This is a genomic window from Tritonibacter scottomollicae, from assembly GCF_003003215.1.
Classification (GTDB): Bacteria; Pseudomonadota; Alphaproteobacteria; order Rhodobacterales; family Rhodobacteraceae; genus Epibacterium; species Epibacterium scottomollicae.
Genome location: NZ_PVUF01000003.1, coordinates 212624 through 237246, shown reverse-complemented (window position 1 = coordinate 237246; position 24623 = coordinate 212624). Strand labels below are relative to the sequence as shown.

At 62.4% G+C, this 24623-nt stretch carries 25 protein-coding genes; 10 read left to right on the top strand and 15 right to left on the bottom strand.

The window, feature by feature from the left end; genetic code table 11:
- Positions 1–120: 120 nt before the first annotated feature.
- Positions 121–438 (bottom strand): DUF6280 family protein, encoded by a 318-nt coding sequence (locus tag CLV89_RS07115; RefSeq protein WP_106162943.1) that lies wholly within the window; start codon positions 436–438, stop codon positions 121–123.
- Between the two features lie 226 nt (positions 439–664).
- Between CLV89_RS07115 and efp the strand changes: the two genes are divergently transcribed.
- Entirely contained in the window at positions 665–1228 is a 564-nt protein-coding gene (gene efp, locus CLV89_RS07110) for an elongation factor P (RefSeq protein WP_106162942.1), read from the top strand.
- Positions 1229–1398: 170 nt separating this feature from the next.
- Here efp and CLV89_RS07105 read toward each other — a convergent pair whose 3' ends face one another.
- The 3 genes from CLV89_RS07105 to CLV89_RS07095 all read right to left on the bottom strand — a co-directional run bounded on the left by CLV89_RS07105 (position 1399) and on the right by CLV89_RS07095 (position 4780).
- Entirely contained in the window at positions 1399–1959 is a 561-nt protein-coding gene (locus tag CLV89_RS07105) for a hypothetical protein (protein ID WP_106162941.1), read from the bottom strand.
- A 112-nt stretch (positions 1960–2071) separates the two neighbouring features.
- The gene (ygfZ, locus tag CLV89_RS07100) at positions 2072–2818 is read right to left on the bottom strand and encodes a CAF17-like 4Fe-4S cluster assembly/insertion protein YgfZ (RefSeq protein WP_106162940.1); all 747 of its coding nucleotides are present in this window, start codon (positions 2816–2818) and stop codon (positions 2072–2074) included.
- Positions 2819–2920: 102 nt separating this feature from the next.
- Entirely contained in the window at positions 2921–4780 is a 1860-nt protein-coding gene (locus tag CLV89_RS07095; protein ID WP_243394956.1) for an ABC transporter ATP-binding protein, read from the bottom strand.
- 232 nt (positions 4781–5012) lie between these two features.
- Between CLV89_RS07095 and CLV89_RS07090 the strand changes: the two genes are divergently transcribed.
- Positions 5013–6230, top strand: a complete 1218-nt coding sequence (locus CLV89_RS07090; RefSeq protein WP_106162938.1) for a pyridoxal-phosphate-dependent aminotransferase family protein — start codon at positions 5013–5015, stop codon at positions 6228–6230.
- 347 nt (positions 6231–6577) lie between these two features.
- Here the strand turns inward: CLV89_RS07090 and CLV89_RS07085 are convergent, their stop codons facing one another.
- The gene (locus CLV89_RS07085; RefSeq protein ID WP_106162937.1) at positions 6578–6790 is read right to left on the bottom strand and encodes a hypothetical protein; all 213 of its coding nucleotides are present in this window, start codon (positions 6788–6790) and stop codon (positions 6578–6580) included.
- Between the two features lie 86 nt (positions 6791–6876).
- Complete coding sequence (locus CLV89_RS07080; RefSeq protein WP_106162936.1) at positions 6877–7995, bottom strand: pyridoxal phosphate-dependent aminotransferase; 1119 nt, start codon at positions 7993–7995, stop codon at positions 6877–6879.
- A 137-nt stretch (positions 7996–8132) separates the two neighbouring features.
- On the opposite strand from CLV89_RS07080, the gene CLV89_RS07075 reads away from it, so the two are divergent.
- Both CLV89_RS07075 and CLV89_RS07070 read left to right on the top strand, forming a co-directional pair.
- Complete coding sequence (locus tag CLV89_RS07075) at positions 8133–8930, top strand: crotonase/enoyl-CoA hydratase family protein (RefSeq protein WP_106162935.1); 798 nt, start codon at positions 8133–8135, stop codon at positions 8928–8930.
- Positions 8931–9004: 74 nt separating this feature from the next.
- Positions 9005–9730 carry a sterol desaturase family protein gene (locus CLV89_RS07070; RefSeq protein ID WP_207796898.1) on the top strand — a complete coding sequence of 242 codons (726 nt, stop codon included), beginning with the start codon at positions 9005–9007 and terminating at the stop codon, positions 9728–9730.
- 102 nt (positions 9731–9832) lie between these two features.
- On the opposite strand, the gene CLV89_RS07065 is transcribed toward CLV89_RS07070, so the two are convergent.
- The 5 genes from CLV89_RS07065 to secG all read right to left on the bottom strand — a co-directional run bounded on the left by CLV89_RS07065 (position 9833) and on the right by secG (position 14371).
- Positions 9833–10735, bottom strand: a complete 903-nt coding sequence (locus CLV89_RS07065) for a fructose bisphosphate aldolase (RefSeq protein WP_106162934.1) — start codon at positions 10733–10735, stop codon at positions 9833–9835.
- A gap of 394 nt (positions 10736–11129) precedes the next feature.
- The gene (locus tag CLV89_RS07060) at positions 11130–11546 is read right to left on the bottom strand and encodes a hypothetical protein (RefSeq protein WP_243394955.1); all 417 of its coding nucleotides are present in this window, start codon (positions 11544–11546) and stop codon (positions 11130–11132) included.
- A 94-nt stretch (positions 11547–11640) separates the two neighbouring features.
- The gene (locus tag CLV89_RS07055) at positions 11641–12012 is read right to left on the bottom strand and encodes a VOC family protein (RefSeq protein WP_106162933.1); all 372 of its coding nucleotides are present in this window, start codon (positions 12010–12012) and stop codon (positions 11641–11643) included.
- Positions 12013–12138: 126 nt separating this feature from the next.
- Entirely contained in the window at positions 12139–13782 is a 1644-nt protein-coding gene (locus CLV89_RS07050; RefSeq protein ID WP_106162932.1) for a CTP synthase, read from the bottom strand.
- A gap of 223 nt (positions 13783–14005) precedes the next feature.
- Positions 14006–14371, bottom strand: coding sequence for a preprotein translocase subunit SecG (secG, locus tag CLV89_RS07045; protein ID WP_106162931.1), 366 nt, complete (start codon positions 14369–14371; stop codon positions 14006–14008).
- 153 nt (positions 14372–14524) lie between these two features.
- On the opposite strand from secG, the gene nthA reads away from it, so the two are divergent.
- From nthA to CLV89_RS07020, 5 genes are all read left to right on the top strand, one after another.
- Positions 14525–15175: a nitrile hydratase subunit alpha gene (gene nthA, locus CLV89_RS07040; RefSeq protein ID WP_106163112.1), complete on the top strand. Its 651-nt coding sequence runs from the start codon at positions 14525–14527 to the stop codon at positions 15173–15175.
- The gene (gene nthB, locus CLV89_RS07035) at positions 15172–15882 is read left to right on the top strand and encodes a nitrile hydratase subunit beta (protein WP_106162930.1); all 711 of its coding nucleotides are present in this window, start codon (positions 15172–15174) and stop codon (positions 15880–15882) included. Before nthA ends, nthB begins: the two co-directional genes overlap by 4 nt.
- A 2-nt stretch (positions 15883–15884) precedes the next feature.
- Positions 15885–16217, top strand: coding sequence for a nitrile hydratase accessory protein (locus tag CLV89_RS07030; protein WP_106162929.1), 333 nt, complete (start codon positions 15885–15887; stop codon positions 16215–16217).
- Between the two features lie 121 nt (positions 16218–16338).
- Positions 16339–17652 (top strand): adenylosuccinate synthase, encoded by a 1314-nt coding sequence (locus CLV89_RS07025; protein ID WP_106162928.1) that lies wholly within the window; start codon positions 16339–16341, stop codon positions 17650–17652.
- Positions 17652–17897: a DUF2842 domain-containing protein gene (locus CLV89_RS07020; protein WP_106162927.1), complete on the top strand. Its 246-nt coding sequence runs from the start codon at positions 17652–17654 to the stop codon at positions 17895–17897. The genes CLV89_RS07025 and CLV89_RS07020 overlap by 1 nt, the downstream gene beginning before the upstream one ends.
- Before the next feature lie 275 nt (positions 17898–18172).
- On the opposite strand, the gene CLV89_RS07015 is transcribed toward CLV89_RS07020, so the two are convergent.
- Positions 18173–20368 carry a chemotaxis protein CheA gene (locus CLV89_RS07015; RefSeq protein ID WP_106162926.1) on the bottom strand — a complete coding sequence of 732 codons (2196 nt, stop codon included), beginning with the start codon at positions 20366–20368 and terminating at the stop codon, positions 18173–18175.
- 138 nt (positions 20369–20506) lie between these two features.
- On the opposite strand from CLV89_RS07015, the gene CLV89_RS07010 reads away from it, so the two are divergent.
- Positions 20507–21193 carry a thiamine diphosphokinase gene (locus tag CLV89_RS07010; RefSeq protein WP_106162925.1) on the top strand — a complete coding sequence of 229 codons (687 nt, stop codon included), beginning with the start codon at positions 20507–20509 and terminating at the stop codon, positions 21191–21193.
- Here the strand turns inward: CLV89_RS07010 and CLV89_RS07005 are convergent.
- From CLV89_RS07005 to CLV89_RS06995, 3 genes are all read right to left on the bottom strand, one after another.
- Positions 21144–22124 (bottom strand): DMT family transporter, encoded by a 981-nt coding sequence (locus tag CLV89_RS07005; protein ID WP_106162924.1) that lies wholly within the window; start codon positions 22122–22124, stop codon positions 21144–21146. The two genes, CLV89_RS07010 and CLV89_RS07005, sit on opposite strands and share 50 nt — an antisense overlap.
- Before the next feature lie 270 nt (positions 22125–22394).
- Positions 22395–23768 carry an L-serine ammonia-lyase gene (locus CLV89_RS07000; RefSeq protein WP_106162923.1) on the bottom strand — a complete coding sequence of 458 codons (1374 nt, stop codon included), beginning with the start codon at positions 23766–23768 and terminating at the stop codon, positions 22395–22397.
- Positions 23769–24476: a glutathione S-transferase family protein gene (locus CLV89_RS06995; protein ID WP_106162922.1), complete on the bottom strand. Its 708-nt coding sequence runs from the start codon at positions 24474–24476 to the stop codon at positions 23769–23771.
- Between the last annotated feature and the right edge of the window lie 147 nt (positions 24477–24623).

Here is a 24623-nt window from a genome sequence, read left to right as displayed (position 1 = left end):
TCGCCTGAGAGCCTACGGCCTGCACGGCTCAGCGATGCGCTAAACGTATCGCCCAAAAGAAAAACGCGCCCCCCAGGACGCGCTTTTCTCAAATCAGCTTGGCAGCTTATTTATGTGCGATCAGGCCGCTTCGGCCTGCGCAGCATTCCGGCGTTCACTTTCTTCGCGCGACAGCGCGACAGAGGTCCGAACACCACGACCAACGAAGTCCATCAGGCCTTCGACCACACGCTCGTTGGGGTCGATACCTGCGCAGGTCAACACTTCACGCCCATCGCGCGAACGTGCCCAGCGGGCGATCTGCTCGGGTCCGTTGCCGTATTTCTTGTCGTCGGCAATGGCATCATCCAAGGCAGCCAGCACAACAGCGGCAAAAAGCTTGCGCGCCCGGTTGCCCTGTTCGTTATTGAATGCGGTGCCGTCAACGAAATCTCGCATCTCGTTTCCTTTGTTGTTCTTGCTATTGCATTTTCGGCGTGTCGCTTCTTATGGCGGAATTGTGACGATTCGGGTACCCCAAAGATGCATATCATTTATGCACCTTGTGCATGCCTATTTCGCGGTCTTTCGACCATGACACACGATATATCGTCATCTTGTCAGCCTTTCCTCACCCGGATATAGGAGGGGCAAAGCTGTCATCAACCACCTGAAAGAGTTTTCCATGCCCAAGATCAACGGCAACGAGATCCGCCCCGGCAACGTTCTGGAGCACAACGACGGTCTGTGGGCCGCGGTCAAGGTCGACCATGTGAAGCCCGGCAAGGGGGGGGCCTTTGCCCAGGTCGAGATGCGCAACCTGCGTAACGGCTCCAAGTTGAACGAGCGGTTCCGGTCTGCGGACAAGGTCGAACGCGTACGTCTGGAGCAGAAGGATCAGCAGTTCCTTTACGAGACCGACGGCATGCTGGTGTTCATGGATACCGAAACATACGAGCAGATCGAATTGCCTGCCGAGCTGCTGGGCGAACGTCGCCCGTTCCTGCAGGATGGCATGACCATCGTGGTGGAGTTCTATGACGCCGAGGCGCTGAATGCGACCGTACCGCAAAAAGTGACCTGCCAGATCGTCGAGACAGAGCCGGTCGTCAAAGGTCAGACCGCGGCGAATTCCTTCAAGCCGGCGATCCTGGACAATGGTGTGAAGGTCATGGTGCCGCCCTTCGTCGGCCAGGATGAGATGATCATCGTCAACACCGAGACCATGGAATATTCGGAACGCGCCTGATCCGCGCCACAAGATGACCAAAGCCCCGGGCCAGCGCATGGTTCCGGGGCTTCTTTGTGTCAGGCGTCTGGGTCGATCGCGCCGCGCAGCGGCGCCCGGCCCAACGGGAGATGTCGCATGTCCCATGCGATAGCGACGGGCGGGAGCCCCCCGTCGTCATCTGACACGCTCTATCGTGGGATCTCGATCGAGTGACCGCAGCTGTCCATCATCTTGCCATAGGCTGCGGTAAAGCCGTTCATCGAGGCAACATAGACCTGAGTGCTCGCACGGTAGGCATCCAGGGCGCGCACCTCCATTTGCGAGGCGGCCTTCATCCATAGCAGCATATTTTTCACATCCTGCCAGCGCGGACTGGCAGCGGCCCAGGCGATCCCCTCTTCGTCGATGCCGCCCTCGGCAACGCCAAAGAATGTGCCCTGTTGATCAAAGACAAATGCCACGCCCTGTGCGTTGCCCACCTGCGTGCGATAGCCGCGCGGTGCGCTGGTGGAATATGTCGGGGTTGGATAGCCATGTGGCGGGCCTGTATCGCCATCGCTGAATTCCAACCATAGCGTCGGCATGCCATCGCCACCGGTGCTTGCGCGGCAATATCGACGCACATTCTGGCCTGCGGTTTCGTCAGTAATGTTGACCCGCCAGTCGCCATATTCCCAATAATGGTCTGCCGCTGCTGGCAATGCCAGAACCGTTAGCCCGACCGCACCCATCAGATGTCGAAAATTCATAAATTTGTTCCCTTTGCGCCTCCCAAACGAAAGCGGTCGGCGACACCTTAGAGCGCAAATTTTAAATATTCCACAACTGAGATAGGCAGGGCTGTGCTCCGGGGGGGGCGGTTTAGGAGGTCGCGCCCGCTGGCCAGCGCAGCTCGGCCTCTTCGGCTTGCAGCGCACCCTTTGCGCGGTCATAGCGCAGATAGGCGATCGCCTTGCCCTCGGCCTGCGTAAAGACCTGCCCAACCGGTTTGCCGTCGGCGGTGATCTTTGCGCCAACCGGGGCGCTGCCCTCGATCTCGACCTGTTGCAGACCTTTGCGCAGTTCTGTCTTGTGCTTCATGCGGGCAGTGACTTCCTGCCCGACATAGCAGCCTTTGCGGAAATCGACGCCATTCAGCCGCTCGAACCCGACTTCGAGAATGAAACTGTCCGGGGACAACTCAATCCCGGTTTCGGGGATCACATGCGCCACGCGGATCGCATCCCAATCGCTGTCGTCATCTCCTGCCTCTTCTCCATAGAGCCGCCAGCCGAGATCGGGATGACGGGGATCGGCAAATGCGCCATCGGGCGCCTCTCCGGTGCCCCGGCGCAGCTTCAGCGTGCTGTCCTCAAGGGTGACATCAGCGCGCAGCTTGTACATCTTCAGGCGTTTGCTCAGCCCATCCGCGAGCTCTTCTGCCACGTCTAGCAGCACGGCATCGCCATCGGGGACCATAAAGAAATCCGCCAGGTACTTTCCCTGCGGGGTGAGCATCGCGGCATAGACCATCCCCTGATCCAGCTTGCCGACGTCATTGGTGACCAGCCCCTGCAGGAAATCGCGGGTTTCTGAGCCGGATAGGCGGAGGATGCGGCGATTTGCCATGCTGGGTCTCCCTCTCTTGGGTTTGGGCGTTGGCCAAGATGTGACGCGGCCAGAGCCAAAGTTCAAGCGGTCGTCCAAACTAGGGAAAGGCCAGCGTGTTGTTCAGCCGAACAGACGGCGGGCGAACCGACGCAACAGACCGGCTTGTTCACCATCGTTGCGGTTTTCGTTGCGTGTGAGTTGCGCATTGACCCCATCGGTATCGATCACCGTTTTGCCATCCTGAAACTGCAGCCTGTAAAGGTCGGCGTAGATCCCGCCGCGCTCCAACAGATCCTCGTGACGGCCTTCGTCCATCACCCGGCCGCGTTCCATCACCACGATCTTGTCAGCGGCACGGATGGTCGAGAGCCGGTGTGCGATCACGATTGTCGTGCGTCCGCCAGAGAGTTTCTCCAACGCCTGCTGCACCACCTTTTCCGATTGTGCATCAAGCGCCGAGGTCGCCTCGTCCAGCAGCAGCAACGGTGTGTCGCGCAACAGGGCACGGGCAATCACCACCCGTTGGCGTTGACCGCCGGACAGGGCAGAGCCGCGCGGCCCCACCCGTGTCTCAAGCCCGTCTGGCATCTTGTGCAGAAAGTCCGACACATGGGCCGCGTCCAGAACTTCGGTCAGGCGCTCGTCGCTGACATCGGTCCGCCCCAGCAGAATGTTCTCCTTCAGGGTTTCGTCGAACAGCAATGCATCCTGCGTCACCACGGAGAACAGGTTGCGCAGGTCGCCGAGATCGAGATCCCGGACCTCCGTGCCATTCAGCGTCACGGATCCTTCCTGCGGGTCCACAAGACGTGTCAGGATGTTGAAAATGGTGGATTTACCCGCCCCGGAGGCGCCCACCAATGCGGTGGTCTTGCCCGCTTCGGCGACCAGTGACAGATCGCGCAGAATATGTGCCTCGCCGTAGAACAGGTTCACGCTGTCCAAACGGATTTCCGGCAGGCCGGTCGGGGCTGGCTTCGGATCTGTCGGCGAGACCAGTGTAATCGGCGCATCGATCAGCTCCTTGATGCGCTCCATGGCGGCGGCGGCAGCCTGCCAGACCCCCATGATCGAGGCGAGACGCCGCATCGGGTCAAAGGCGAGGCCGATCGCGGTGAAGAAGCTCATGAATTCGCCAACGGTTTTGTCGCCGTTGATGATCTCGCGACCACCAAACAGAATCACGCACATCACACCCAGTCCGGCCATCAGGTCCACCAGACCAGAGGTCGACGAAGCACCAAGTGCCGCCTTGATCTGAGCGCGCACAAACGCTGTTGTCGCAGTGCGGTAGCGCCCGGTTTGATAGCTCTCAAGCCGGTTCAGCTTGATCGGGACGATGCCGTGAAACACTTCGTCGAGACGCGTGGCCTGCACCGCGCCAAGATCGCGCGCCTGGCTGGCCTTCTTGCGCACGTAGCGCTGTACGATGGAAAGCGGCAGCACTAGTAGGGGCACGCCGATCAGCATGATGGCGGTCCAGCGCCAGTCTACGCTGATCGCCACGCCAAGCACCGCGACGAGCTGCGCCACGTCGCGTCCGGACCCTGTGATGATCGCCTGCCAGACCTGGTTGATGGCAGAGACGTCGGATTGAACGCGCTGGATCAGAAAGCCGGGCGGGTGATGCTGGTGAAAGCTGGCGTCCTGATGGATCAGCCGATCCAGCATGTCGGTCCGCATATGCGCTTCGGAGCGCTGGTTGATGGTGGCCAATATGACCTTCTGCGTCACCGAGCTGATCCCGCGGAGCAGAAAAATGCCAAAAAAGGCAATGCTGACCCAGATCAGCGCATCCGAACTGCCGTCGACGAACACCAGGTCAAACATCGGCTGCATCATATAGCTGAGCCCGCCGACGGAGGCCCCTTCGAGCAGCATGAAGAAGATGGCGATCGACAGCAATCCCACATGATGCCGTAGGTAGCCGCGCCAGAGCCAGCGCAACAACTCGCGCGAGGACATGTATTGCGTGCTCATTGTGCTCTTCCCATGCGTAGAAACGTGTCGATGCGCCGCGTTTCTTGCGACAAGTCCCGACATTTAAGCAGCTTAGCTGCAGCGTGCAAGCCATCTGCAACGGCTGGGTCGGCGCCTGCTTGGCAATTGACCTCAGCCGGGGCTGCGCTAGGCTGCCTGAGATTTTCAAATAAGCTCCGGGTCGATTTTGCGATCAGACCCTGACTTGGAGCACCCAGCAGGACATTCGAACATGCGCGATTCTGTGAAACTCTCGTCCGGGCGATCATATCTGGCGATCCCGGGGCCGTCGATCATGCCCGATGAGGTGCTGCAAGCCATGCACCGGGCCTCGCCGAATATCTACGCGGGCGAGCTGGTGGATATGACCAACACATTGCCCCCCGACCTGCGCAAGGTCGCGCGCACCGAGCACCATGTCGCCATTTATATCGCCAATGGCCATGGGGCTTGGGAGGCGGCCTTGTCGAATACTCTGAAGGAGGGTGACAAGGTGTTGGTGCCGGCGTCAGGGCGATTTGCCTATGGCTGGAGCGAGATGGCCGAGGCGCTGGGGCTCAACATCGAGGTGATGGATTTTGGTCTGCAGGCCCCGTTTGATCTGGCGCGGGTCGCGGATCGTCTGGCCTCGGACCGGGGGCATGAAATCAAGGCTGTGCTGGGCGTCCATACGGATACGTCCACATCAATTCGAAATGATATCAGCGGGTTGCGTGACGCAATAGATCACTCAGATCACCCGGCGTTGTTGATGGCCGACTGCATTGCTTCGCTGGGGTGTGATCGGTTTGAAATGGATGCCTGGGGCGTTGATGTGATGGTCACCGGCAGCCAGAAGGGGCTGATGGTGCCTGCGGGGATGTCGTTTGTGTTCTTCAACGACAAGGCCGCCGAGGCCCGTGCTGCGCTGCCGCGCGTCAGCCGGTACTGGGATTGGACCCCGCGCGCCAACCCGGAGTATTTCTATCAGTTCTTTGGCGGCACCGCACCAACACATCACCTTTATGGGCTGCGCGCGGCGCTGGACATCCTTCACGCCGAGGGGATTGAGCAGGTCTGGACCCGTCACGAAATGCTGGCGCGGGCCATTTGGGCGGCGTGTGAATGCTGGAGCGAGGGCGGTGCGCTGGCGATGAATGTCACGGATCCCGCGCTGCGCTCTCACGCCGTGACGGCGTTGCGGTTGCCATCGCCACGGGCGACGGATCTGCGGATGTGGCTGGAAGAGAACCTTGGCCTGACCCTCGGTATCGGGTTGGGCATGGCGCCGCCTGACAGTTCGGAATGGCACGGGTTTTTCCGCCTTGGCCATATGGGGCATGTGAATGGTCACATGATTATGGGGCTACTGGGAGGGATCGAAACAGGGCTGACGGCGCTGGATATCCCTCACGGCAAGGGCGCGCTCGACGCCGCAACACGGGTCCTGTCCGGCAGCTATTCGGGCTGACGGCGCGATCCCTCTCATTGTCAGAGAACATGCCAGCGAAAGGCGGGGGCGGGCGTTCGACCCGTGACCGCCTTTTCAACCGCGAGTGATATCTCCTCTGTCAGGCTGATCGCCTTCGCGGGTTCCGGTTTCAAAACGGCGTGCACATTTGCGGGGCAAGAAGAAGAGTCTGAGCGCAGTGGCGCAAAGCCGGATTACGGTCCGCAATGGCCATAGAGCGCACTTAGAATGTAGACACATGGATCGCGGCCCGCATCTCGCGGGCAGATCAATTCCGCTCCGCAGGCGCCTACCAGAGACGACGCGTCGACGGCTGGCATCCCCACAGGCGGATCTTGCGAGCTGCCTTAGGCGCGTCGCTCCGACTTCTGGTGGGCCCACAGCATGCGGACCTCCAGTCGGTTGATCATGTGGTTCATCACGACGGCCAGCAGAAGCACCGGCGCAAGCCCGTAGAGCAACCACAGCACGATGAAGATCCACAGCAGGTTCACGGTCAGGAAACTGAGCGTGGCGGACAGCAAGTCCGTCGAGGCAGGCGGTACATCATGGCGTCTCATATTACCCCTCCAGACAGGCAATGTCCGTTCAGACTAAAGCCAAAGAGGTAAATCCCGAGTAAAGCCGCTGGCGCGCGTGCTCCGGTTTATCGGTCTGCTTGTGATCGGGCCTCCGCCAAGGCCTCTGGCAGGGCCGCTGCAAAGGCCGCGCGCTCGGCCTCCGGGCCGCAACTGACACGGATGCATCGGTTCTGAGGTTCGGCAAAGGGCATCCGCACGAACATGCCCCGGCTGACCAAAGCGTCCAGCACCGCCTTGGCGAACGCACCGTCCTGGCCACAGTCGATGGCGACAAAATTGGTGGCCGAAGGCAGCGGCGTCAGGCCATGCTCGATGGCGATCCGGGAAATCTCGTCCCGTGCGGTGGCAATCTCTGCCTGCACATGAGCCAGCCAGTCCTGATCCTTGATTGCCTCCGTCGCGCCGATCTGCGCGCAGCGATTCATGCCAAAGTGGTTGCGGACCTTGTGAAAGGCGGAAATCATCTCAACCGCGCCCAAGGCATAGCCCACGCGGGCGCCAGCCATACCATAGGCCTTGGACAGCGTGCGCATGCGGATGACGCGGGGATCATTTACATCAACTGGCGCTGCCGTGCCGTCGGGGGCGCATTCCACATAGGCCTCGTCCAGCAGCAACAGACTGCCTTCGGGCAGGTCGTCCAGCGCTGCCACGATATCTGCGCCGCGATGCCAGCTGCCCATCGGGTTGTCGGGGTTGGCGAGGTAGACGATCTTTGCGCCCACCTCATGCGCCTTTGCCATCAAGGCTGCGATATCCTCGTGATCATCGCGATAGGGAACCGTGTGCAGCACGCCGCCAAAGCCCGCCACATGGTAGTTGAAGGTCGGATAGGCCCCAAGCGAGGTCACAACCGCATCACCGGCGCCCACATATAGCCGCACCAGATTGCCCAGCAGCCCGTCGATGCCCTCGCCAACCATGATGTGATCGGGCGAAATCCCGTGCAGCGCGGACAGCGCCTGCCGCAGCTCGTAGCTTTCCGCGTCGCCGTATTTCCAGATCTCACCCGCTGCGGCCTGCATCGCTGCAACCGCTTTGGGGGAGGGGCCGAAGAGGTTCTCATTCGCGCCGAGCCGCGCAACAAACGGCGCGCCGCGCTGGCGTTCATGGGTTTCCGGTCCCACAAACGGGACGGAGGCGGGCAGGGACTGGGCGAGCGGGGTTTGGCGCAAATCTGTCATGGGCCAAGACCTAGCCGGGCGGGCGCAGCTGGGCAAGTGTGCATGATGCGCCAACCATGCCCCGGCGTCAGGCTGGAAAGCGCGCCCGATGCGCTGCAAGCTGACGACAAGAGAGATTGCCAGAGGGAGGAGCCATCATGGCAGAGGACAACGCCCGCGTTTCCGTCGAGATCCGCGACCATGTCGCCCATGTCACGCTGACCCGCGCCGACAAGATGAACGCCGTCGACAAGGACATGCTCGCCGCCGTGATCGCCGCCGCCCATGAGGTCGCCGCGTCAGACGCGCGCGCGGTGGTGCTGTCGGGGGCGGGCAAGAGCTTTTGCGCCGGGCTGGACGTGATGAGCTTTGCCGCCATGGGGCAGATGAAAGACAGCGCCTGGATCATGGACCGCACCGAGGGGGAGGCGAATGATTTTCAGGCGGTGGCAATGCTGTGGCGCGCACTGGAGATCCCGGTGATTGCCGCCCTGCACGGGGCCACCTTCGGGGCTGGTCTGCAGATTGCACTGGGGGCGGATATCCGGATCGCGGCGCCGGAGGCCAAACTGGCGGTGATGGAGATGAAATGGGGCCTGATCCCCGACATGGGCGGCATGGCGCTGCTGCCGCAGCTGGTGCGCTCGGATGTGTTGCGGCTGCTGACCTATACCGCCACGCCGGTGGAGGCGACGCAGGCCGAACGTTGGGGCTTGGTGACCGAGATCGCGGAGGATCCGCTGGCCCGTGCGCAGGCGCTGGCCACTGAGATCGCGGGCAAGGGTCCTAATGCCATCCGTGCTGCAAAACGTCTGGTTGCCTATGCCGAGAGCGGTGCCAGCAGTGCCGAGGTGCTCTTGCGCGAAAGCGAAGAGCAGGCGGCGCTGATCGGCAAGCCGGAACAGATGGAAGTGGTCATGGCCAATATGCAGAAACGCGCGCCGGTCTTTAAGTAGACCATAAGTAGACCATTCAAAACGGGAGCCCGAGGGGCGGCCCAACAGACAGGTCCAATCGGGGAGGAGCGGACATGATGCGGTTGAAACTCTTGCTGTCGCACCCATCGGTGCCGGTGATGCTGGGCGCGGTGGGGCTGGGTCTGGCGATCCTTTTGATGCAGGGGGCGACCTGGCAGTGGGGCTTTGTCGTGCTGGGAGTAGGCCTGCAGATGCTCAATGAATACGGGCTGCATCGCTATATCTTTCACCTGAAGCCGCCGCGTCGCCAATGGGCCTTTGATCTGCTCTATCAGGCACATTACGGCCACCATGACTTCCCTACCAATCACCAGCTGTTCTTCGCGCCGATCTGGGTGGCGTTGCCTATGCTGGCGGTGAATTTTGCGGTGATCTACGGGCTGTTGTGGATGGTGGTGCCGCTGCATGCACTGTCTCTGGCGGCGGCGATCGTGCTTGTCGGGGGCGTGGCAACCTTCCTTGGTTACGAGTGGTTCCACATGACCGCACATTTGAACGTGAGCAAAACGCGGGTGGAGCGCCATGTGACCCAGCTGCACAACCAGCATCACTTTCGCGACTTTTCCAAATGGTTTCATGTGTCACCCGGCGGTGAGGTTATCGACCGCGCCATGGGCACTGCCATCGACCGCGAGGCGCTGAAGCGCCAGCAGCGCATCGAGTTCATCCGCACGCTGGGCATGAGCCCCGATGACCCGCGTCTGGTAGCGGCACGCCTGCGGTTTGCGCAGCGCTACGACCTCAGCACAGAGGACATCGCCCGCGCCGCCCGCGGCTGATGTCCTCTGGTCGTCTTTTGACCCGATCCAAAACAGACGGGCCGCAACTGGTGTTGCGGCCCGTTTCAATTCAAATGGAATGTGCCCCCGTAGGAGCCAAGATCAGATCGAGGCCTTATAGATCTTGTCGATATTCGCCCCCAGCGCGGCATTGTAGTCGGCATCCGACATGCCAGCGTTCAGCCCCTCGGTCAGCGCGCGGCTGAAGGAGGCGATCATCTTGCCGTTCTTGGACAGCCGTTCGCAGGCGTCATCGGTGGAGTAGCCGCCAGACAGGGCCACCACGCGCACCACCGCGGCATGATCGGCTAGGCTATCATACAGACCGGCCTCATTGGGGATGGTCAGCTTCAGCGCCACCTTGGTGCCGGAGGGCAGGGCGTCCAGTTGTGCGGCGATCTCCGCCTTCAACAGCGCCTCGGCCTCGGATTTGCTGGCGGAGTGGATGTCGACTTCTGGTTCGATGATCGGCACCAGACCCGCCTTGGCAATCTGCAGGCCAACCTCGAACTGCTGCGCAACCACGGATTTGATGCCAGCCGCATTGGCGTCCTTGACCACCGAGCGCATCTTGGTTCCGAAGATTCCGGCAGCCTTGGCACGCGTGAGCAGCGCATCGAGATCGGGCATCGGCTTCATCAGCTGCACGCCGTCGACCTCATCCGCAAGTCCCTTGTCCACTTTCAGGAAGGGCACCACGCCACATTTTTCCCACAGGTAGGTCGGCACCGGCGTACCATCGATGGCATTGTCCATGGTCTTTTCAAACAGGATCGCGCCGAGGATCTTTTTGCTGTTGAAATCCGGGGCGGTGATGATGCGGGCGCGCATCTTCTGGATTTCGGCGAACATTTCCTCATCGTTCGAATAGGCATCTTCCATCACGCCATAGAGCGCCAGCGCCTTGGGGGTGGAGCCACCGGACTGATCCAGCGCGGCGATGAAGCCCTCGCCGGTTGCGATGCGGTCAAACTGTTGCTCATGGGTTGCGGTGTCTGTCGCCATGACGCGCGGCCTCCTTGGGAAATGCACGGGTGTTGTGTCGCTCCTTCTATACCGCCGCCGATGAGAGAAACAACAAGCGCTTTCTGGTGGTTGCGCTAACCTAGGCCGTGACCCAGCGAAAAAACGCCCCCATGGGGAGCATGTGCGATCATGTCGTGCATCTCAAGAATGATGAGGGCGATTATGACCGGCGCGGCCTGACGGCCGCACCGCTGGCCGGAGGTGTTGGCGATGTCAAAGCCTGTGAGCCTGCACGAACTGCTCAGACACCTCAGTCCGATGCACGAACCCGACCGCATTGCCGAAAGAGCCGGTGAGACCGGCGCCGCATCGTAGCAGTCCTGCAGCGGGGCGCTCCGGCGATTCCAGTTGGGCAGGAAGCTGGCATGGCTGCCTAGGCGGCTGCCGAGCCGATGAAATGACGCAATGCCAGTTGGGGCGCGCGCTTTTCGCGGGTGCGTCCAGCCAGGCGTACGGTGTCGAACAGCACCGTCAGGGTCATGTCGCTGAACGACAGGCTCCAGTAGCGGGCATCCATTGCGGCCCAGCGTGCGGCCTTCTCGCTGCCGCAGATCTCGGTGATATTCCAGGCGGACACCGGATAGGGGGAATCGGACAGCTCATCGACATTCATCGGGTCGACACGGAAATCCAGCACATCATCGAATTCCAGAATGGCCAGCCCACCGCCGGCGATCGGCGCGACCTCGTAACACAAGAGCAGCTTGTCCCCGTCGAAAAAGACGGCCGGGACCTCTTCGGTTCCGATCACCGGGAACTCTTCCCGGGGCTCCTTGCCTGTTTCTGGCATTTGCTTGTCTCCAGCGGCCATTCTCGGCCTCGCTTTGATCGCATCGTCGACTCGGGACGATAGGCGATTCAAGCTTCCAAATTGCTAACAAAGATCAATTGTTTGCAGAGCTTCCAGCGCGACTGGAGACGGCGACCGAGTTGCCACTGGGGTCCTTGCAATTGGAAAACTGGTAGCCATCAGCATCGTGTATAGTCCCAAAGGCAAACCCCGCATCGGCGGCGTCGGCGCAGAATGCGGAGACATCTGCGACGTCAAAGACCAGTTTCACGCAGGCCTGCCCCTGTTTCTGGCTGCGGGCGGCCGGGTGCAGCAGGATTGGTATGCCGGCGGTGGACGGGCGCAGCTCGACGATGCGGTCCCCCGGAGCATCCTGTCGGGTGTAGCCGAACAGCACGGTGTAGAACGCGACCATCTCGTCGATGTGCTTCGTGTAGAGAATGATGCGGCCCAGTCCAGCTTGCATAGCTCGCTCCTTCTAGCTTGGACGAGAGTGTTGCACCCCTCAACTCTCGTGCCAAGAGAACAAAAAAGGGCACCCCGCGTTGGGATGCCCTCCTAAAATCATGCTGCTATGGCAGGCCTCCTGGCCTCAGACCAGACGCGACGTTTCCTTGGCCGCGCGGACGAAGTCCTTGAACAGCGGATGTGGATTGAACGGCTTGGACTTCAGCTCCGGGTGGAACTGCACGCCAATGAACCACGGGTGGTCGGTCCATTCCACGATCTCCGGCAGGCGGCCATCGGGGCTCATGCCGGTGAATTTCAACCCGCAGGCCTCAAGCTTGTCACGGTACTTGATGTCGACCTCATAGCGGTGACGGTGGCGTTCCTCGATGGTGGTGCTTTCGTAGACCTCTGCCACCCGAGAGCCCTCGGCCAGAGATGCATCATAAGAGCCCAGGCGCATGGTGCCGCCCTTGTCGTCATCGGCGCTGCGGCTGACCCTGTGGTTGCCCTGTACCCATTCCTTTAGGTGGTAAACCACGGGTTCAAAACGCTTTTTACCCGCCTCATGGTCAAACTCTTCCGAACCTGCTTCCTCGATGCCGGCCACATTGCGGGCCGCCTCGATGACGGCCATTTGCATGCCGAGACAGATGCCGAGGTAGGGCACCTTATGCTCGCGGGCATATTGCGCCGCTTTGATCTTACCTTCGGTGCCGCGCTCGCCAAAGCCGCCGGGGACGAGGATCGCGTGGAAACCTTGCAGGTAGGGTGTCGCGTCTTCCGTGTCGAACAGCTCTGCGTCGACCCATTCGATACGCACCTTCACCCGGTTCGCCATGCCACCATGGGTCAGCGCCTCGGCGATGGATTTATAGGCGTCCTCAAGCTGGGTGTATTTGCCGACGATGGCGACTTTGACCTCACCCTCGGGGTTGTAGATGCGGTCGGCCACGTCTTCCCAGGTGTCCAGCGTCGGGCGCGGGGCAGGGGCGATGCCAAAGGCGTCCAGAACCGCCTGGTCGAGACCTTCGCGGTGATAGGCCAGCGGCGCCTCGTAGATGGATTTCAGATCCTGCGCCGCGATCACACTGTCTGCACGCACGTTGCAGAACAACGCGAGCTTTTCGCGTTCCTTCACGGGGATCGGACCCTCTGAACGGCAGACCAGAATATCGGGGGCCAGACCGATGGAGCGCAGCTCCTTCACGGAGTGTTGGGTCGGTTTGGTTTTCAGCTCGCCAGAGGCCTTGATGTAGGGCAGGAGCGTCAGGTGCATGAAGATACACTGACCGCGCGGCTTATCCTGGCTGAACTGGCGAATGGCCTCAAAGAAGGGCAGCCCTTCGATGTCGCCCACGGTGCCGCCAATCTCGCAGAGCATGAAATCGACCTCATCCTCACCAATGGAGATGAAGTCCTTGATCTCGTTGGTGACGTGCGGAATCACCTGAATGGTTTTGCCGAGGTAGTCGCCGCGGCGCTCCTTCTCCAGCACGTTGGTGTAGATCCGGCCCGAGGAGATCGAGTCGGTATTGCGCGCAGGCACACCCGTGAAACGCTCGTAGTGGCCTAGGTCGAGGTCGGTTTCCGCACCGTCATCCGTCACGAAGACTTCGCCGTGTTCAAACGGGCTCATGGTGCCCGGATCGACGTTCAGATACGGATCGAGTTTACGCAGGCGTACCGAGTAGCCCCGCGCCTGCAGCAGCGCGCCAAGAGCGGCGGATGCCAGCCCTTTGCCCAGTGATGAAACAACACCGCCAGTAATAAAGATGAAACGCGCCATGTTTTCGGCTGCCCCCGTGAGATCGTGTCAGGTCCAAATCGGTTCAGTCGCGACCCGGGAACCCCCGGATCTCTAGCTGCCCGGCGGTTGTTCAAAACGTGAATTTTCACGCCGGAAAAACCGCAGCATCACGGGACTTAACAACTATCAGATTCGCACAGCATGCGCAAGGGAACCGCAAGATGCTGTTACGGTTCCCGAAAGTTTGTCTAGGTTTTGTAGGTTAGTCGGCGCTGGGTACCAGCGGCGCGTTTTCGTCCTGGCTCGGCGGCAGCAGGTCGCTGCCCAAGGGAGAAGCGGGCGCGGAGGGTGCGCCATTTTCCGCCGGTGTGCCGAGGCCATCGGTGATCGAGGAACGGCTGGATTTCTGTGCTGCCAACACCGTGAGGGTGATGGAGGTCGCGATGAACGCGATGGCCAGAACCCATGTGATCTTGCTCAATGCGGTCGCTGCGGCACGTCCGCTCATGGCGCCGCCGCCACCGCCGCCACCCATGCCAAGTCCTCCGCCTTCGGAGCGTTGCAGAAGAACAACGGCAATGAGGCCGAGCGCCAGAAGAAGATGGATGATGAGAACGACGTTTTCCATAGGTTCCTGCGGCTGTTGGCTGAGTATCGAGCGGTTCATAGGGAAGATTGCCGGTCGGGGCAAGGGCCGAGTTACGGCGTGCCCGCCCCTGTGGCCTGTCATTCCGTGTCGAACATCTGGACAGGGCGCATTTGCAAGGGCAAGGTCCAGATCATGCCGCATGACATAGATGACCCGCACAGCCAGCCGCATTCCCATTTGCCCTCTGACCCGGTGCTCCGGGTGCGGGCGCTGGAGACGATTCTAACCCGAAAGGGGCTGATCGATCCGGCTGCCTTGGATGAAATCATCGACACTTACGAAAACCATATCGGCCCGCAAAATGGCGCCCGCGTGGTCGCCCGGGCCTGGGCAGAGCCAGAGTTTCGAGCGGCGCTGCTGACAGATGCAGATACGGTTCTGGCAGAGCTCGACCTCAATGGGCGGCAGGGCGAACATGTAGTGGTGGTGGAAAATACGCCCGCGCGCCACAACATGGTCGTCTGCACCCTGTGCAGCTGTTATCCGTGGCCGCTGCTGGGCATTCCGCCGGGGTGGTACAAGTCTGACGCTTATCGCGCCCGCGCCGTGCGGGAGCCGCGCAAGGTGCTGGCGGAATTTGGCGTGACCCTGCCTGCCGAGGTGGCCGTGCGTGTCTGGGACTCCACCGCCGAGGTCCGCTATCTGGTGCTGCCGATGCGTCCGGCTGGAACCGAGGGCTGGAGTCTCGAGGCGTTGGAGCGGCTGGTCAGCCGTGATTCGATGATCGGCACCGGCCTTGCCCTCCAGCCAGACGATGCCGCAGCCCGGGGGGCGCAGCGGTGAGCCGTCTTCATGACATGGGGGGGCGTTACGGTGACGGCCAGATTGAACCCGACGCGGAGGACGCGCCGGTCTTCTCCGAGGATTGGCACGCCCGCGCGCTTGCAGTGACGCTGGCATGTGGCTCGCTCGGCCAGTGGAACATCGATATGTCGCGCCATGCGCGCGAGCGGCTCAGCCCGGTGGATTACACCCGTTTCAGCTATTACGAGAAATGGATGGCAGCCTTGGCCAATCTGCTGGTGGAGCAGGGGGTGCTGAGCCGTGAGGATCTGCGTGACGCGCCGGGCATCGTATCGGAGGGCGCGTCGGAGGGCGAACCTCCTGCCAAGGCGCATCCACTCAGCCCGCGCCGACTGGCAGCTCATAAGGTCGCGGGTGTGTTGGCAACGGGTGGTCCCGCGGATCGCGCCAGCGCGGTGGAGGTGCGATTCCAGCCCGGAGATCGTGTGCGGACCCGGCGCAGCGCCAATACGCTGGTGGATGGCGGTCACACCCGGCTGCCGACCTATGCCAGTGCCGCGCAGGGGGTGATCTTGCGCCAACATGGCAGTCACGTGCTGCCGGACTGCAATGCCCACAGTCTGGGCGAGGCGCCGGAGCCACTTTATGCGGTGGTGTTCAAGGCTGGCGCGCTGTGGCCACATGCCGAGCATCCCGGCGACGAGGTGGTGCTGGATCTGTGGCAAAGCTATCTGGAGCCCGTGTGACCATGCCGCAATGTGACACTCTCCCCACGCCGGTCTTTGAGGCGCCTTGGCATGCGCAGGCCTTTGCTCTGGCCGTTCATTTGAATGAAAGTGGCCTGTTCACCTGGCCCGAATGGGTCACGCAGTTCTCTGCTGCGCTTCAGGAGGCCGGGCTGGCGCGGGAGCTGAACGGTGGGGACGATTACTTCGAGATCTGGCTGGCGACCATCGAAGCCATGATGACCGCCGAAGGACATGTGACGGCCACCGAGGTCGAGCATGTGAAGCAGGGCTGGGAACGTGCCTACCTCGCAACCCCGCATGGCCAGCCGGTGCATTTGCAAGAGGGCGTCTGACAGCAGTATCGAGTGCCGTGATTGCGGTGAAGTCGCGTCGGATAGAAGTTTCCGGTTTCATCGCCCGCACCGGCTCGCTATACGGGGCGTCGGTTTCAACCCAGCATGCAAAGGACCTGAGATGGCCAATGTCGTGGTAGTCGGCGCCCAATGGGGCGATGAAGGTAAAGGCAAGATCGTTGACTGGCTCAGCGAACGCGCCGATGTGATCGCGCGCTTTCAGGGCGGCCACAATGCCGGCCACACGCTGGTCATCGACAGCAAGGTGTACAAGCTGCACGCGCTGCCCTCCGGTGTGGTGCGCGGTGGCAAGCTCTCAGTCATCGGCAATGGGGTTGTGCTCGACCCCTGGCACCTGATGAAGGAGATCGCCACGGTGCGCGCGCAAGGCGTGGAGATCACGCCAGAGACGCTGATGATCGCGGAAAACACGCCGCTGATCATGCCGTTCCACGGTGAACTGGATCGCGCACGCGAAGAGGCCGCCTCAAAGGGCACCAAGATCGGCACCACAGGGCGTGGCATCGGCCCCGCCTATGAGGACAAGGTCGGCCGCCGCGCCATCCGCGTCGCTGATCTCGCCGATCACGCAACACTGGAGGCCCGCGTGGATCGCGCGCTGCAGCACCATGACCCACTGCGCAAGGGTCTGGGTGTGGAAGCGATCGACCGCGATGCTCTGGTGGCATTGCTGAAAGAGATCGCGGGCGAGATCCTGCCTTTCGCGGCCCCGGTTTGGAAGGTGATGAACGAGAAGCGCAAGGCCGGCAAACGCATCCTGTTCGAAGGCGCTCAGGGCGCGCTGCTGGACATTGATTTCGGCACCTATCCCTTTGTTACCTCGTCGAATGTGATCGCAGGCCAGGCCGCCACCGGCGTCGGCATCGGCCCCAATTCGATCGATTATGTGCTGGGCATCGTGAAGGCCTATACCACCCGCGTCGGCGAAGGGCCGTTCCCGACCGAGCTGCTGGACGCCGAGGGCAAGCCCGATGCAGATGGCGACCGGCTCGGCACCCGCGGCCATGAGTTCGGCACCACCACCGGCCGTCAGCGCCGCTGCGGCTGGTTCGATGCCTGCCTCGTGCGCCAGACCTGCGCCACCTCCGGCATCAACGGTATTTCCTTGACCAAGCTCGATGTTCTGGACGGGTTTGAGACGCTAAAAATCTGCACCGGCTATGACCTGGACGGCGAACGGCTGGACTACCTGCCCACTGCCGCCGACCAGCAGGCGCGCTGCAAGCCGATCTACGAGGAGCTGGAAGGCTGGAGCGAATCCACCGAGGGCGCGCGCTCCTGGGCGGACCTGCCGGCCAATGCGATCAAATACGTGCGCCGCGTCGAGGAGCTGATCCAATGCCCCGTCGCGCTTTTGTCCACCAGCCCGGAGCGGGACGACACCATTCTGGTGACCGATCCCTTCGCCGACTGATGGCGCGCGAGGGTCTGAGCTATCGCGCCCGCCGGATCTGGGCGCTGGTGATCCTCTTGGTGGGGATGCCGGTTTATATCGTATTGGCGGTGACGGTCCTGAACCTTCTAGATCGTCCGCCGCTCTGGCTCGAACTTCTGGTCTATGTCGCGCTGGGCGTGGCCTGGGTGCTGCCCTTCAAGTTTGTCTTCAAGGGCGTAGGCAAGGAAGACCCGGATGCGCTGCACGACGAACACCCGAAGTAGCTGACATAACGGTCGGGGACCAAGGGGCGGGGGAGGCTCCCGCCTGGTCTCAGTGTCCCTGGCGGAACACATCGTCCAGTTGGGCCCGGCGCCGCGCACCCCTTTGGGGTGCGCGGCGCCGGTCGCTTCGGGAAAAGCCCGAAGCGAAAAACCTCTCTTTCGATGCGCATTTTGACTGGCGGACAGGGCGCGTTTCATCACTTGATATGCAAAACGCCGCTCCGGAATGGGGCGGCGTTTTGCATGTGATCTCTCTGGTGCAGACCGGGGCGTGTTCAGCCCGCAGCGCGATTGTCGGGGCGAAAGCCAATCTGGGAGGATACTGAGAAGCGGCCGTTTGACGCTTTCTTCAGCTTGCCTTCGCGCAGCAGCAGCCCAAACGAGCGCAGGCCATCTTCGCGGTTGAAGCCATCCTTGGCCGTATCCAGCGTCCGAACCTTGTTGATCAGCTGCGGCCGGGAGAAACTTTCGCGTCCTTCGACAAAGCTCATGTAAGAGGCCGCGGCCTCCAGCAGTTCACTCAGCTCGACAGCTCCCTTGTCCGACGCATAGTCAGCAAACGCGCCGTCCTGCTGGGTCGCACTCGTGGCCTCATCTGGCTCTGGTGTCAGAAGCGCGCTGGAGACGCGACGCGGGCGCACGGGCGCGGTGGCCGCCTGGCGTGCGCCTTCGGCCACGGCCGAGGCAACCTCGGAGGGAGTGTGTTTCTCCGACGGGTCGATGCGCTGTTCCGCAACCAATTTCAGTGGTGCGGACGGCGCCTTTGCGCGCATCGGTTCTGCGGCGGTATCGCCCGTTGCGTCGGAGGCGGGGCGACCGGGGCGCACAACGCTGGCCAGATCATCGCGGAAGGCGCGGGTGCGCGCCTCGCGGCGGGCCTCGTCGGACCCGTCGCTGTCGGCCTGAGCGGCGGCCACGGCTGCGCGCAGCTGATTGTAGGTCTCGCGTGACGTCGTGGCGTCTTCGTCGTTCAATCGGTGATCTGCTGCGGCCATCAGGCGCGACACATCCCCATCCGAGGCGCTGTCGCGTGACGTAAGAATGTCGCGTGCCGGGCGGGCGGAGGCCGCTTCGTCTGCTGCGCTGCCACTGTCAGCGAAATGCTGGCTGGCTTGCGGCGTGACATAAGGCGCGTCCTCTTCCTCCGAGGTTTCATCCTTCGCAGCGTCATCGTCAGTCCTGTCTGTCGAAGATGCCAGAAGCTCGGCCTCAACAGCTGCCAATTCCGCCGCCAAATCGGCTTCGTCATCCTCGGACAGGCTGCTGGCAGCGGCGAGGGCGGGCGTCTTGGACGGTTCGGAGGGCTGCGGTTCGGCCACAGGCTCGGCGGTTGCGTCGATCAGATTGGGGTCGACCTGAGCCCGCTTCACGCGGATCACCCGGCCTTGCTTGGGACGGCGCGGCGTTACCTTTTCGCGTGGCGGGTCCCCTGCCGGTACTGCACTGGCGGCTCCTGCATCGGCAGCTTCTGCATCGACAGGTGATGCTGCGGTCCGGGGCGTTGCGGCCACGGGTGCGTGTTCCGGCTGGATTTCAGCCTCGTCCTCGATCTCCTGAGCGACGGCCTGTTCTTCGATCTCATCGGCGGGATCTTCGGCCGCGTCACGGGATGCGGCGCGCGACCCGGTCAGGTCCAGCCGGTCCAGTATGTCGCTGACCGATTCCTCTTCGGAGGCAGATACCGCTTCGCTGTCCGCGTCATCGCCGGTGGTCAGGACATCCTCCAGTTCGGAGGTCTCCTCTGTGACGACGGTCTCTGCGTGCTCATCTTCGGTGAAATCATCGTTGTCTGCGGGCGTTTTTGCCACAACCGCGCGGATGCGCTGCAGCTTGGCGGCAATGCTGTCCTGCGCAGGTACGGTATCTTCACGTGGCTGTGCTGGGGCTGGCGACGCCGGGGTGATGTCTTCGGCGTCCGGGTCTGCTGCGGCCACGGGCTCAGCCGGGGTGAGCGTGGTGTTGACGCTCCAGAGGATGGCGTCGGAGGCGTCGTTGTCCGTGTCGGCCTCGGACGTGTCGTCCTCGCCGCGCGCCGTCGCGGTTTCTGCATCGGTGGGTTCTGCACCCTCAGCAGCTGCGGAGGACTGCGTGGGCGTCGGGTCCTCGGGCTGCGAATCAGTCTGCGGCGCTTCAGACACGGAGGGCGCGACCTCGGCTGCGGTTGAAAGTCCTGAGGTCAGGGCGGGTTGGGCCGGGGCAGGTGGCTGCTCGGCGGCCGCCGCCGCGCGTAGATGGATGCCACCTTCGCCGCTGCGGGCCTCGACCTGACGGGCGATCTCTTTCTGGGCGATACGGGCCAGCATGTCGGCGTCGGGCTGTGGAGGCTCTGCGCCAAAGTAGCGATCATCAGATGCGAGGTCGCGAAAATACTCAGCGATCACCTTCATGGTGCCAAAGGAGTCTTCGAACCCCTCGAGCGTGCATGAAAACGTCCCATAAGAAACCGTTAGAACTTTGTTATTATGTACCATTTGTCGGTTCGTCCTCACCAAAGTCGCACCGTTCACCCTATTCATCCTCAGGTCAAATTCGGCCCGAATCCTAGCAATTGTTCGTATAATTTTGTGTTTAGATTGTGGCTTGTTTCCATTTCTGCGAGGTATCCTCTCATGACAGAGGTGATTGTTCATGAAACCGCCCCGGTAACGCTGATTGGCGGCGGAGAGGTGGCAAAGTCCGACCTTGCGGACGCCCTGAGCCATGCGCCGTTTCTGGTGGCCGCCGATGGCGGTGCCGATCAAGCGCTGCGTCTGGGCTACGAGCCGCGCGCGGTGATCGGCGATTTCGACTCGCTCTCTGCAGCTACGCGATCATCCCTGTCAGACAGTATACTGCATCATGTACCGGAACAGGAAACCACTGATTTCGATAAGGCCGTGAGGGCGGTCACCGCGCCGCTGATACTGGCTGTGGGGTTCCTCGGAGCGAGGGTGGATCACCAACTGGCGGCCCTGCACGTCTTGGCGCAACCGCATGACACGCCTTGTATTCTGATCGGGGCGCATGAGGTCGTGGTGCATGTGACGGCGCCACTTGAGCTGGAGCTGACACCGGGCGATGTGGTCTCGCTGTTTCCACTGGCACCGGTGACGGGGCGGTCCAGCGGGCTGGAATGGCCCATCGAGGGGCTCGACCTGTCGCCCATGTCGCGGATTGGAACCTCGAATCGTGCCACTGGAGCGATCCGGATCGAGGCAGATGGGCCGGGGTTGTTGGCACTGCTGCCGCGAGACTGCCTGCCGGCGCTTATTCCGGCGATGCGGGCAGGCCGCTCTCCGTTGTTGCAGCGGGATTGACCTCGCGCGCGGCGCGGTTGACCTGCCGTTCGCGCAAGACAGCATAGAGCCCGGCCGCCACGGTCAGCGCGATGCCACAGGCCGCGATACTGTTGGGCAGTTCAGAAAACACCAGCCAGCCGACAAAGACCGCCACCGGAATTTCAAGATATTGCATCGAGGCCAGCGTGCTGGTCGGCGCGTAACGCAGCGACCAGGTCATCAGCAGATGCGCTATTGTCCCAAGCACGCCTGCAAGGGCCAGGAGCTTCAGTTCCGGTGTCGCGGGCAGGGTGGTGTTCAGCTCCTCAATGGAAAAGCCGTAACCCAGCGCGAAAAAACCGGCCATCAACAGGCAGGCAATGCCGCCGGAGACCGCTTGGATGGCGATCGGGTCGGTGTCGCGGGCGAGGGTGCGGGTGACCATCATGAAGACTGAGAAAATCACCGCCACAGCAAGCGGCCAGAGCGCGTTGAGGCCGACCTCGGCAAAGCTCGGCTGGATCACCAGCAGGGTACCGGCAAAGCCCACCACGCAGGCCAGCAGTCGGCGCAGGCCGACTTCTTCCTTCAGGACGTATTTGCCTAGGAGCAGCATGATGAAGGGCATCACGAAGGCAATCGCCACCGCATCGGCCAGCGGCAGGTAGCGCAGGGCCATAAACATAGCGGTGATTCCGGCCATCTGCAGCAGCGTGCGCAGGATGACCTTCGGCATCACGCGGGAAGGCAAGCGCAGTGAGATCCCCAGCATCAGGGCAACCGGGGCGAGGATGAGGCCCTGTGCGGCAAACCGGGCCAGGACGATCTGCCCGACGGGGATGCGGGTGGAGAGGATCTTTGCCACCGCATCGCCAAGTGGGATCAAGGCGCAGAAGCCCAGCATCAGCGCAATGCCGAGCAAGGGGCGATCCGTATCGGAGAGGCTTTGGGCTGCGGAGGAGGTACTCATGCGGGGACGCTAGGGGCGGGGTGGGACCTTGGCAAGTGCTGAAGATGTTCAGGAGTTTGCGAGGTGTGTTCTCGGCAGCTGTCGTCCGGGCGTCTGCGGCTGTCCGTCATGCTGAGCGAGGGGTTTCGCTTCGGGCTATGCCCGAAGCGACTCGCGCCGCGCGCCCCTGCGGGGCGCGCGGCGCGCTCGGCCCAACCGGAGGGGCCGCATTTTCAATGCGGGTCGCACGGGCGGGAGCAGCCCCGCCTTTGTGCAGCTGGGTCGCCTGCGTCAGCAGTTCGGTACGTTCACTGCAAGGCCACCAAGCGAGGTTTCCTTGTATTTCTCATGCATATCCTGACCGGTCTGGCGCATGGTCTCGATGACAGCATCCAAGGGCACAAAATGCTCGCCGTCGCCGCGCAGGGCCAGAGAGGCGGCGGAGACCGCCTTGATCGCGCCGAGGCCGTTGCGTTCGATGCAGGGCACCTGCACCAGCCCCTTGACCGGATCACAGGTCATCCCGAGGTGATGCTCCAGCGCGATCTCGGCGGCATTCTCGACCTGCTCCACGCTGCCGCCCATGACGGCACAGAGACCGGCAGCAGCCATGGCGGCGGCGGACCCCACCTCGGCCTGGCAGCCCGCCTCGGCGCCCGAGATCGAGGCATTGTATTTGACCAGCCCCCCGATTGCAGCGGCGGTCAGCAGGAAATCCTCCATGTGTTTCTCCGACGCCCCCGGCACATGGTCGAGGTAGTAGCGCAGCACCGCAGGCAACACGCCTGCCGCGCCATTGGTGGGGGCGGTTACCACCTGTCCCCCGGCGGCGTTTTCCTCGTTCACCGCCATGGCGTAGACACTCATCCAGTCGTTGATCGTATGCGGCGCGGTCAGGTTCATGCCACGCTCGGCCATCAGCGCATCATAAATGCCCTTGGCGCGGCGGCGCACCTTGAGGCCGCCGGGCAGGATGCCATCGCGCTCCAACCCGCGGTTGATGCAGTCGTTCATCACCTGCCAGAGCCGCGCTGTGCCGCGGTTGAGGCTTTCTTCGCAGCCGCGCGACACCTCATTGGCGCGTTTCATCTGGGCGATGGTCAGACCGGAGGATTTTGCCATCTCCAGCATTTCGACGGCGGATTTGAACGGGTAGGGGATCGGGTCGCCCTCATCGGTCGCTTTGCCCTGCGCCAGCTCCTCTTCGGTCAGCACAAAGCCACCACCGACAGAGTAGAACACCTGCCGCAGGGTGACATCGCCCTGCGCATCGGTGGCCATCAGCACCATGCCGTTGGCGTGGCCTGTGAGCGCATGATCGTAGTCGAAGATCATGTCTGCCTTGGGATCAAAGCGCAGAGTGCCAAGACCGTCCAGCTCGATGGTGCCGGTCTCGTTGATGGCGGCCAGCGTCGCTTCGGCCTTGTCGTCGTCATAGGTGTCGGGCCGGAAGCCGGCGAGGCCGAGGATTGTGGCGCGATCAGTGGCATGGCCGACGCCGGTGAAGGCCAGCGAGCCATGCAGCGAGGCCCGCAGCCCGTGAAAGGCAAAGGGCGAGGCGCGCATCATGTCGAGAAAGCGCGCAGCCGCGACCATCGGGCCCATGGTGTGCGAGGAGGACGGGCCGATGCCGACCTTGAACATGTCGAAGACGGAGAGGAACATTTAGGTGGCTGATCCTTCTGGAGGGGTGGCAAGTGTGGGGGCGGTGAAGGGCGTGGCGCCCAGCCCTTCGGCGCGTTGCGCCGCATGGGTGCTGGCGCGGGTTTCGGCCCGTTGGCAGACATGCAGCAGGGCGGGGTAGGCGGCGAGGTCGAACCAGGGTGCCTCGGGCGGGTCGGCGTAGAGTTTGGTCCATCGCAACAGACAGGGCAGGTAGAGGTCAAGCACCGTCGGCTGATCGCCGCCGGCCAATGCGGGCGCCTGCCGCAGGGCGTCGTCGATCATGCGCAGATCATTCTGCAGGCGCCCACGTAGCATGGCGCGCAGCTGCGCCTGATGGGCGCGGTCATCGCCGATGTATTTCTCTGGATAGAAGCTCTGGCGCAGGTCGATATGCAGCGTGTTGGAGCACCAGAACAGCCAGGTGAGGCATCTGCCGCGCGCGGGCGCCTCCGGTGCCGGCAGCAGGCGGCGCTCCCGGTCGGCGAGCCAGAGCAGGATAGCAGCGGTCTCGAACATCGCACCATCGGGTGTTTCCAGCACCGGGATGGTGCCATTTGGGTTCATTCGCAAGTAGTGCGGTGCAGTTTGGCCGCGGGTCTTGCGATCCACCAGCACCGCCTCATAGTCCAGCCCAAGCTCTTCCAGCGCCAATCGCAGGATGAGCGAGGCGTTGTCGGGCGCATAGTGAAGGCGAAGCGGTGCAGTCATGCGGCGATCCTAGTCTCGCTCCGCCGCCGCGAAGCGTTCGTTTCCGACGTTTCCGATAGGAAACGCGCAGCTGCAATCTATGTTATATGTGCCTGAGTGCAACCGTTGCGGCGATCTGTTCATGATCTGCCTGTGGCATTAGGGTTT